The sequence below is a fragment of the Halobacteriovorax sp. genome (assembly GCF_048381875.1).
Lineage (GTDB): Bacteria > Bdellovibrionota > Bacteriovoracia > Bacteriovoracales > Bacteriovoracaceae > Halobacteriovorax_A > Halobacteriovorax_A vibrionivorans.
In genome coordinates, this window is the sequence record NZ_JBLXBP010000009.1 from 1 (window position 1) to 10,060 (window position 10,060).

At 33.7% G+C, this 10,060-nt stretch carries 11 protein-coding genes; 5 read left to right on the top strand and 6 right to left on the bottom strand.

Going from position 1 to position 10,060, the window contains the following annotated elements:
• The 3 genes from ACN5L8_RS14805 to ACN5L8_RS14815 form a co-directional block, all read right to left on the bottom strand.
• On the bottom strand, positions 1-289 hold a 289-nt coding region (locus tag ACN5L8_RS14805; RefSeq protein ID WP_419173387.1), incomplete at its 3' end, for a hypothetical protein.
• 270 nt (positions 290-559) lie between these two features.
• Positions 560-1,288: a polyprenol monophosphomannose synthase gene (locus ACN5L8_RS14810; protein ID WP_419173388.1), complete on the bottom strand. Its 729-nt coding sequence runs from the start codon at positions 1,286-1,288 to the stop codon at positions 560-562.
• The gene (locus ACN5L8_RS14815; protein WP_419173389.1) at positions 1,285-1,539 is read right to left on the bottom strand and encodes a helix-turn-helix domain-containing protein; all 255 of its coding nucleotides are present in this window, start codon (positions 1,537-1,539) and stop codon (positions 1,285-1,287) included. Before ACN5L8_RS14815 ends, ACN5L8_RS14810 begins: the two co-directional genes overlap by 4 nt.
• A gap of 291 nt (positions 1,540-1,830) precedes the next feature.
• Between ACN5L8_RS14815 and ACN5L8_RS14820 the strand changes: the two genes are divergently transcribed.
• A complete protein-coding gene (locus ACN5L8_RS14820; RefSeq protein WP_419173390.1) occupies positions 1,831-3,012 on the top strand; it encodes a glycosyltransferase family 39 protein in 1,182 nt (393 codons plus the stop codon).
• On the opposite strand, the gene ACN5L8_RS14825 is transcribed toward ACN5L8_RS14820, so the two are convergent.
• Positions 3,009-3,752: a polyprenol monophosphomannose synthase gene (locus ACN5L8_RS14825; protein WP_419173391.1), complete on the bottom strand. Its 744-nt coding sequence runs from the start codon at positions 3,750-3,752 to the stop codon at positions 3,009-3,011. The genes ACN5L8_RS14820 and ACN5L8_RS14825 overlap by 4 nt on opposite strands.
• Before the next feature lie 94 nt (positions 3,753-3,846).
• Between ACN5L8_RS14825 and ACN5L8_RS14830 the strand changes: the two genes are divergently transcribed.
• From ACN5L8_RS14830 to ACN5L8_RS14845, 4 genes are all read left to right on the top strand, one after another.
• On the top strand, positions 3,847-4,635 hold the full coding sequence (locus ACN5L8_RS14830) for a glycosyltransferase family 2 protein (protein WP_419173392.1): 789 nt from the start codon (positions 3,847-3,849) through the stop codon (positions 4,633-4,635).
• The gene (locus ACN5L8_RS14835; RefSeq protein WP_419173393.1) at positions 4,628-5,848 is read left to right on the top strand and encodes a UTP--glucose-1-phosphate uridylyltransferase; all 1,221 of its coding nucleotides are present in this window, start codon (positions 4,628-4,630) and stop codon (positions 5,846-5,848) included. The genes ACN5L8_RS14830 and ACN5L8_RS14835 overlap by 8 nt, the downstream gene beginning before the upstream one ends.
• Positions 5,845-6,819, top strand: a complete 975-nt coding sequence (locus ACN5L8_RS14840; RefSeq protein WP_419173394.1) for a lysylphosphatidylglycerol synthase domain-containing protein — start codon at positions 5,845-5,847, stop codon at positions 6,817-6,819. Before ACN5L8_RS14835 ends, ACN5L8_RS14840 begins: the two co-directional genes overlap by 4 nt.
• Positions 6,820-7,556: 737 nt before the next feature.
• Complete coding sequence (locus tag ACN5L8_RS14845; protein ID WP_419173395.1) at positions 7,557-8,225, top strand: hypothetical protein; 669 nt, start codon at positions 7,557-7,559, stop codon at positions 8,223-8,225.
• Here ACN5L8_RS14845 and ACN5L8_RS14850 read toward each other — a convergent pair.
• Both ACN5L8_RS14850 and ACN5L8_RS14855 read right to left on the bottom strand, forming a co-directional pair.
• Positions 8,190-9,191 (bottom strand): polysaccharide biosynthesis protein, encoded by a 1,002-nt coding sequence (locus ACN5L8_RS14850; RefSeq protein ID WP_419173396.1) that lies wholly within the window; start codon positions 9,189-9,191, stop codon positions 8,190-8,192. The genes ACN5L8_RS14845 and ACN5L8_RS14850 overlap by 36 nt on opposite strands.
• Positions 9,192-9,200: 9 nt before the next feature.
• The coding region (locus ACN5L8_RS14855) for a UDP-N-acetyl glucosamine 2-epimerase (protein ID WP_419173397.1) at positions 9,201-10,060 on the bottom strand (860 nt) is incomplete at its 5' end.

Below are 10,060 nucleotides of genomic sequence, written 5' to 3' on the forward strand. Positions count from 1 at the left end.
GATTTTCCACAAAATGCCCAAATAAACTCTCATGCACCTCCGGAAAATAAGACCTAACAAACTCAGCAGTTTCTTGCTTAGTACAAAGTCCATTCAAAACCGTGACACAAATGTCGAGTCCAGGGTTTCGAACGTCTCCCATTTCGAGACGATGAAATGTCGATGGCGGTAGGCCAAGACGGCGAGCAATTTGATTACTGCTCAGGCGTTGGTGGGCCTTCTTGTATTTACGAATCTTGTCGCGCAAGACTTCGTTTACCGATGGCCTCTCCAGATAAATCTGCTCCATTTATTTCTCCCTCCTAATTACTTTCCCAGTCTATTTCTCTTACTTCTGGCCAGTGTTCTAAACAAGTGACTATGTAAATAAGATTAATAAAAATTATTGTTAAGTAGTTGATGAGACATAAATAAATTTTAAATAGTGAAAAAGCTCAGATTTTTCATAAATGGAATGAATTATTTCAATCTGGGATGAATAGCGTGAAATATATCCAAATGTATCGACGTACCTAATATCTATATAGCTGAAATCACGAAAGGGTTGCGCGTACTTTTTCTAGAGTCTTCCAAGTAAATCATAAATTTTAAGCTTTAAGACATTGAGCACTCCTTCAATATAAACAGAAGGACCTATTTTAGATTCACCGTGTATACGGTCAAAGAGTGTGATTGGTGTTTCTTTGATAACTAAACCCTTTTTCCAAGCGCGGTAATTAAGCTCTAATTGAAAGATATATCCGGTCGAAATTACTCGTGATAAATCGATCTTCTCAAGAGCAGCTCGTGAAAAACATTTAAGCCCAGCAGTCGGATCTGTTAGTGGGATTTGTGTAACCAATTTTACATAAGAAGATGCACTATAAGAAATTAGCTTTCTAAATAGTGACCAATTCTTAATTCGAGTACCATCAAGATAGCGAGAGCCAATAACGACATCACTAACTTGTGCTAATTCTAACATCGTTGCTAACGTCTTTGGATCATGTGTGAAATCACAATCCATTTCAAAGACATAATCAAAACCATGGTCGATGGCCCACAGGAAACCATCAAGGTACGCACTCCCAAGTCCACGCTTATCTTTTCTAACCATGAGGCTTAGGTCACAAAACTTCGACTGCAACTCTTTTACAATGTCAGCAGTTCCATCAGGTGAATTATCATCCACGATTAAAATATTCACATCGGAATAGAGCGAGTAAACAAGCTCTATCATTTCCTTAACATTCAATGCTTCATTAAATGTAGGAATGATGATTAATGTTTTAGACCAAGGTAAATTCAATGTAATTTCTTTCTAAATTCAATAACCAGTTCTAATCCACAGGCCTTTGCATATTTATTCAATGTTGAAAGCTTTAGATCAAGGCGATTTTCAATTTTAGAAACATCCGGCTGATCAATACCAACGAGGTCAGTTTGTTTTAGCCCGTAAGATTTACGTAAGGCCTTTAGATCAATGTCATAGTAATCGTTCTTTTTGATGGCCGTCTTGGCATATTCAAAGAACTCGAGGTCTAAGTTATCATAACTCATTTAAGTTTCTCCCTGTTTCATCCGTAAAACAGATATATGAAATATAATTATATCATGGGCCGTAAAATTTGCGAGTATTCATTATAATGCATACGCAAAAACTCTGATATTCATTTGGGTGCATATTGAAAAGTTCCAATCATTAAATATGCACTCGAGTGCATAAGCTTCAAATATATTTGCATGATATTCACTTCAAGGAATATTTTGTTAAAAACGCTTAAAAATATTCACTTCATGGCATATAATTCATTCACTTAACTGCATATTTAATTAAAAGAAGTAATGATTATGATCCAAAATCACCGTTTTAAGATTTCTCTCCTTTTTTCAGGACTTATTGTCGCTATCCTAATGGTCCAATTTCACTATGTTGCAAGAGAAACTGATTCAAGACTTTATACAAGATTCGTAAAGCAATTATCGACAAAACCGCTAGGTGAATTTGTTGCGCCGAGATGGGCCGGCATGAGTACTTTTGCAGAAAAGGAAACTCCATTTGTACGTGATCACTTACCTGGCCAATATTTCTTACCAGTACTTCTAACTAAGATCGGTGTACCAGCGAGTCATGCTCACTATATTGTTAATACATTTGTAAGGCTTATTATCTTATATCTATTTTTTAAACTCACCCTGCTACTACTGCCATTGAATCAAGCAATCCTTGTTCCTCTTTGCGTACAGTTGATGCCAATTAACTTCACATATCAATTGAGATCAAATCATGAATATCCAATGCTCATGTTTTCGCTCATTGGAATTTGGGGACTTACTTTCTTTAACAAAGATAGAAGAAAATCATATCTAATGATCGCACTTGCTGTTCTTGGATCTTACTATATTAAAGGTCTAGCGATGGTGCCTCTAATTCCGCTTTTTTGGATCGCTATGATTATTCAAACAAAGAAAGACGAATGGCCAAAGCTAACCGTTATCTACACGGGGATTGTCTTACTTATTCCTTTAACAAGTGTATTCTTTGAGTTCTATTTTAGATCTGTGACAGGTGTTCCATTCTTTAAAAAATATTTTGAAGTTCAAATTTATAAGAGATCAATTGAAGCATCTAGTTCTGCATTTAATATTATTAAGAAGTTTCAAAACTTCTGGTATTACTTTAGTAGAACGTTAAGTTACACGCTTCCATTCTCACTTGCTGGAATTATTTTTGCGATTAAGAATCGTACAAAACTAAAAGAGTTTGTTTCTACTCCAGTTGTTCAAGGACTGTTGCTTTTAACATTCATAAATGTTGCTTTCTTTTCAATGTCTGATCGAACGGCAAGTCGATACATCTTTTCAAGCTACTATAGTTTTGCTGCTCTTTCGATCATAATGGTACTTAAGTATACAAAGCTATCAATCAAGAAGATCAATCTTGGTTATGTACTAGTATGTTTAGTTTTTGTAGGCTTATCTTTTGCGAGTATTTATACATCACAAGATAATGTTTTAAAGTATCCTAACTAAGCGTTAAGGCGACCAAAAACTTTTAGAACTCGAAGCTTTAGAACATTAAATAAAGCTTCAAAGATAATTCCGCCCCCCATCTTTGATTGACCATCACGTCTTTCATAGAAGATGATTGGAACTTCTTTTACTTTAAGTCCTGCGTCCCAAACTTTGTAATTAAGTTCGAGTTGGAAGATGTAACCACTAGAGATAATCTTATTAAGGTTTAAAGTTTCAAGTGCTTTTCGTGTAAAACATTTAAAGCCACCCGTTGTATCGAGAACAGGAATTCCTGTAACAAAACGTGTATAGATTGAAGCGCAGTATGATAGAAGTAGTCTTCTAAATGGCCAATTGATAATTCTTATTCCATCGATATATCGAGAACCAATAACTAGATCATTTTCTTGAGCTGCTGCTAATAAATCTTTTACAGAGTCAGGATCGTGCGAGAAGTCGCAATCCATTTCAAAAACAAAATCATAGCCATTTTCAAGGGCCCACTTAAATCCAGTGATATAAGCAGTTCCAAGTCCTAACTTTCCAGTTCTTTCGATTATGTGAAGTTGATCGTTTGTTTCCATCTTGCGCTTAACAACATCCGCAGTTCCATCAGGTGAACCATCTTCAATAATGAGTAATGACACACTAGGATATTTTGTAAAAATCGTATCGATCATACGCTCGATATTATCGATTTCATTAAAAGTTGGGATGATGATTAGGGTTTTTTGCCATGGTAGCGTTTCGATATTCACATTTACTCCTGATAGGCTAATAACTTAACGATTATTACACGGTTTTTCTATTGAAATTATTCCACCTTTAGCTTCAATATGGCATAATCTAGCGATGTCACTAGAATCAACAAATATATTCAATAACTTAAGTGTTATTATCTTATCTTCAAATAACGAAGGCACAATCGAGCGCACGCTTGAAAGTGTAAAAGACTTTAAGAAGATAATTTTAATTGATGACTACAGTAGTGACGCAACTCTAGATATTGCAAAACGATATGAAAACCTAGAGGTTGTACAAAATAAGTTTGAAGGATTTACGGCCCAAAGAAATTTTGGGCTATCTGTTTGTGAAAGTGAATGGTGTTTCTTCATCGATTCAGACGAAGCCGTTACGGCCGAACTTATTGATCACCTCAAAAAGCTTGATGTAGAAAACAATATTGATTCGATAAGAGTTTATCGTACAGAATATTTAGACGGAAAAGAAATTTCACATGGCCAAGGGCACTCTTCATATCAGAAGAGGATTCATCGCACTAAAAATGTTACTTACAAAGGTGAAGTTCATGAGTGGCCAGAGTTCAGTGGTCAAGATCGACTCATTCCAAAAGACTTTAGACTCCTTCACTACCCTGACCGTGATCTTCATTCAATTGTTACGAAAGTTCACAAGTACGCAAAGCTTAGAGGCGATATTTTAATAAATAAGAACAGTCGTACGAATATATTCAAAATTGTCCTACTTCTAAACTGGCATACATTTAGATTACTACTTGCAAGTATCGGTACAGGCTGGCGTGGAAATATTGAAGTTATGATGAGTGTTGCTGAACGCCTAATCGCAAACCTCTATCTCTATGAAGATCAGAAATTAAAGAAAGAAAAAAGAAATGATTAATTTAAAAGATTATATAAAGAACCCTATAGAACTTGAGTACTTCGAAGGTCTACTTTCTCAGTTAAATGAGAAATCAGAGCAATTAACTATTGCGACAACAGAAAAAGACACAGGGGTTTATCCTACAGCCATTGCTCCAAGAGAGCTTATGAGACGTGAATTACCATTTCACTCATATGAAGACATCAAACAACGATATTCAACGAAAGAAGTTGTCGACTGTACTCTTTGGCTTCGTAAAATGCACGGAGGACTTGGATCAAGTCTTGATCGTAGTGATTATTTAAAAAAATATGGAAGAACTACACCAGGTTCTAAATCTACAGATCTCTATATTGAAACAGAAGAATTTGGCGACATTTCACTAGCAGAAGCACAAATCATTCAAGCTTCAAAAAAAACAAGCTCTTTTAAAAGAGTGGTCCTACAGGACCTCGTTAATAATGATGTAAAACCAATTTTAGATAAGATGTGGGAAAAGCATTCAAATTTATTAAATGAAAATTTCTCACGCCTAGAATCAGTTATTCAACAAAAGCTTCCAACGATTAAAAATGGTGAGCTTACAGATGAAAGACTAGCTCCTGCTGGACATGGTTTCTTTGGTTATGAAGTCTTTAAAGGACCAAGGCCAGAGGGCGAAAACTTAATTGCGTGTATCGGAAATGGTGAAGATTTAAGCTCAACTCCAGATCGTGCTATTGTGAACTGGATGCTGACTGAAAATATTCCTGTTGTGATGGTGACTACGACAAAAACCAAAAGAGATATGAAAGGTGGCCAAATTGCCCTTAAAGTCGAAGGAGACAAGACTTTCCTAACAATTGTCGAAAAGGCCCAAGCAGAGCAAGCAGGACAACTGGAGTATTTTGAACATCTTGGTTTACGTGAAGATGATGAGGATGCGTTTTTTAATACGAATTTAGTTCTTATTAACTTTAATGCTGTTCAACATGCCGAGATTGCCCTGCCTGATTTGATCAAGAATCAAAAAGGTGAATTTATGCAACTTGAGGGAGCTATGGGGTCTGTGCTTTTGAACTCGGATCGGCTTTCTAGAATAAAAAATAAGAAGTTAGTTCATATTTTAAATGTTAACAAGGAGAATCGTTTGAAGTTCTTTAACCCTATAAAGAATATCGACGACTTTGATCATATAAAAAAGAATCAGGAAGTTGATGAAGAAATTTTTCACTTGAAAAAAAATACATGAGAAAGTTATTTAATATACTAAAGAAAAATATTCTTCTAATAAAACTCGTTTTCGTTTTAACTATATTTTATTATATATTTTCAAAAGATTTAGTAGATCTCATTTTAGTAAAAAAAGGGCTCTCAAACCCCAAGCTTATTATCTTATTCTTAATGTTAACTTTTTTACAACAACTAGTTGGCTCTGCAAGAACTAAATCGCTACTATTCTTCAATAAAAGAAATGAGCTTAACTTATTTAAGATCAATAACATTACCTGGGCATCTACTTTTTTAAATTGCATTCTACCTACAAGTATTGCCGGAGAAGTATATAAAATTAAAATGATAATTAATAACAGCAAAAATGAAACAAAAGATAATGTTGTATACACTTCAATCATTTCAAAAATTCTTACTATAATTGCACTAGTATTAATAACCATGCTTGCATCGTTTACTATCAATAAAGAAGTACTAAAAGATAATAACCTCTTATACTTGGTGATAATATTTTGTGGTTTTCTCTCATTAGCTTTCACATATCGTATTAAAATCTATAAAATCCTCATTCTTATTTATAAAAAGATGAACTTTCAAAAAGAATTCATAAATAATAGAGCTTTACATTTTCATAACTATTATAGCTTACTATTCCTCAAACCTAAATTAATTGTAAAACCTCTTATACACAGTACTATACTCCAACTACTAAATGTTCTTTCAATATTATTAATTGTATTCTTTACTAAAGAGATTACATTTGAATCACTTTTGAAACTTTCTCAAGTCATACCATTGGGAATCTTTGCTTCAATCATACCTATTTCTTATCAAGGACTAGGTACAGGAAACTATGCCTTCAATGAATTGTTCAAATTAGTAGGTATCGAAAATGGTTCAGATATTTTCACAATTTATTTTTCACTATCTTATATTTTTAATTTGCTGGGAATCATTCCCTTCACACTCTATACATTGAGAAGTAAATGAAATTATTGAATATAATTATACTTACTGTAGTTTCCTTAATAACTCTATACACATCTACGCTTTACTCCGGAAGCAAATTAATATTTATAGGCTTCTCAGTCATAATTAATTATTCTGTTCACTATGCCATAAGGAATAAACAAAATTTTTTCCATACTTTTCTATTCACATTTCTATGGCTTGGCTTTTGGTTTAAATTAGTTATTAGCTTAAATTTTTACAATGGAAAATTCTTTGATTATACCGGAGGATTTAATTACTCCCCTGAATCGTATGACCTCTTACTCACCTTAACTTCAATCGCAATAATAGGCTTTCTTGCCCCAATATACATTCTCAATGATAAGTATAAAGAATATCAAAACATAAAATCTTTAAAATCTAATATATCTTTCTATTCGAAATATCGTATTCATACATGGATTCTATTCTCAACATTTGTTTTAATATACTCAGGTATAAATTATTATTTCGGTATTTACCAAAGAGGACGCCCCCCTCAAACTGATTTACCAATATATATCTCTGGAATAATTCGATGGTTATTACTATTCGGAGGCGCAAGTATTGCCACCCTAATACTAAGATATGAGTACCTAAGATATAAAATAATTAGCATTATTCCTTTTTTCCTACTTATTTTCGAAACCTATTCAAGTTCAATGTCCATACTAAGCCGTGGTATGATTTTTCCACTATTGAGCATTCTTTACGGCTGCATTGTATATGAAGAAAAAATGAGACAAAATGCAACAAGTATCAAGATAAAAGCGCTTGTTCTATCTATCGGAGTAATTTTATTTATATCTACACTAAAGTTTGTAAATTATAATAGAGCCGTTCTCTTCAATAAAGATAGAGGTGAAAATATCACAATACCACAAAACACTGGTACACGCTTTATAGGTATTGCCGTTACTAGATGGGTTGGGATTGAAGGACTTGCCGCAGTTATCGGAAAAAAAGAAGAATTAGGAAGTAGCTTACTATCAAAGGCGCTCAATGAAAAGCCCACTCATGGAACATCATTCTATGATAGAGAGATTATTAACTCTATTTATAACGACAAAAGATTGTCTAATAACAACTTCATAACGATCCAAGGCATGATAAGTTTTCTTTATTATAGCGGCTCTAAAACCTTTCTCTTCTGTTTTTGTTTTTTAATAGGGTTAGTTTGTAGAGTTTTTGAATTAATCACTTTAAAAGCATCAAAAGGTAATCTGATATTCACCTCATTGATAGCATATGTACTTGCTTTCAGGGTCATACATTTTGGATATATTCCATCGCAAAGCTATATGCTACTATCTGCAATCATATTCAATATTACGTTATTCTATTTAATAGAATCAGAATACCCTAAAAATTTAGTTAACTTCTTTAAGCGTAGTCAAAAGATTTAACATTTCATCCTCATTCAAACGATGCGTATTATGAGAGTTATATTCACCGGCTTGGGTAATAACCTCTTCACCATCTTCAAAGAAACGATCATAATTAAGGTCACGATTATCACTAATTATCTGATAATAATCACCAAGATCACGTGCCTTTACCATCTCTTCACGTGTAAGAAGAGTTTCGTATAGCTTCTCACCATGACGAGTTCCGATAACTTTGACTTCAGTAGCAGGTGATTTTTTAAATCGTTTAATTGCATTTGCCAGGTTTTCAATTGTTGAAGCAGGTGATTTTTGAACGAAAATGTCTCCATTTTCACCGTTTTTAAATGCAAAAATTACTAACTCGACAGCATCTTCGAGTGACATCATAAAACGAGTCATATTTGGATCTGTTATTGTGATTGGCCTGCCATTTTCAATTTGTTCAATAAATAGTGGAATAACGGAACCACGAGAGGCCATAACATTTCCATAGCGTGTCCCACAGATAATTGTCTCGTGTGTATCAGCAATACTACGTGCTTTTGCAACAAAAACTTTTTCCATAAGCGCCTTACTCATACCCATTGCGTTGATTGGATAAACGGCCTTATCAGTACTTAAACAAATAACTTTCTTCACTCTACAATTAATTGCAGCATCAAGAACATTCTCCGTTCCAAAAATGTTCGTCTTAACAGCTTGAAGTGGATAAAACTCACATGAAGGAACTTGTTTAAGTGCAGCTGCATGAAAGACGTAATCCACACCATGCATTGCTGTTAGAACACTGTTATAATCCCTAACATCTCCTATATAGAATTTAATTTTAGGATTATTATACTTCTTTCTCATATCATCTTGTTTCTTCTCATCACGAGAAAAGATTCTAATTTCAGAAAGTCCTGAATCTAAGAATCTGTCTAAGACTGCATTACCAAAAGAACCTGTACCACCTGTAATTAATAATTTTTTATTATCAAACATATATCCCTCTTATTTCTTCCAAACATTTCTATTGATGTAACCAGTGTAACTTTGAATAATTTTAACAACCTGGTAACTTACATTTTCATTTCGATAATCTTCAATATCACTATCGAAACCTTCTGGGTTATTGATTGTAATATTGATTGAATTAATAACTGAATCTCGATCTAGATCTGACATAATTAATGTACCTGCATCCATTCCTTCAGGTCTTTCATGTGCTTGCCTGATTGTGATCGCAGGGAAATTCATTAGACATGATTCTTCAGTGATAGTTCCACTATCTGAAATTACACATTTCGCATTCTTTTGAAGTAAATTGTAATCAAGATATCCAAGTGGCTTCATGAACTCAATCAGTTCATTAAAATTTGAGCTTGTCTGTTTCTCTAACTTTTTTCTTGTACGAGGGTGAGTTGAGACAATAATTCTCTTCCCAAAGTGTTCCGCAATTCCATTTAAAGAATCAAGAAGAGCTGTAAAGTTCCCCTCATAATCAACATTTTCTTCTCTATGTATACTAACTAAGAAGTAATCATTCTTAGCAAGTTTTAAATCATCAAGAATTTTTGAGTTATCAATATCTTGGCCAAAGAAGTTTAACACTTCTTTCATCGGACTACCTGTCTTAACAATTAGCTCAGGTCTTACCCCTTCATTAATCAAGTATCTTCTTGAATGCTCTGAGTGAACCATATTAAGATCTGATAAATGATCAACAATCTTTCTATTTAATTCTTCTGGAACACGTTGGTCAAAACAACGATTACCTGCTTCCATATGAAAAATTGGGATTTGTTTCTTCTTAATTGATATGACTGAAAGACAACTATTAGTATCACCATAGAGTAATACTGCATCAGGCT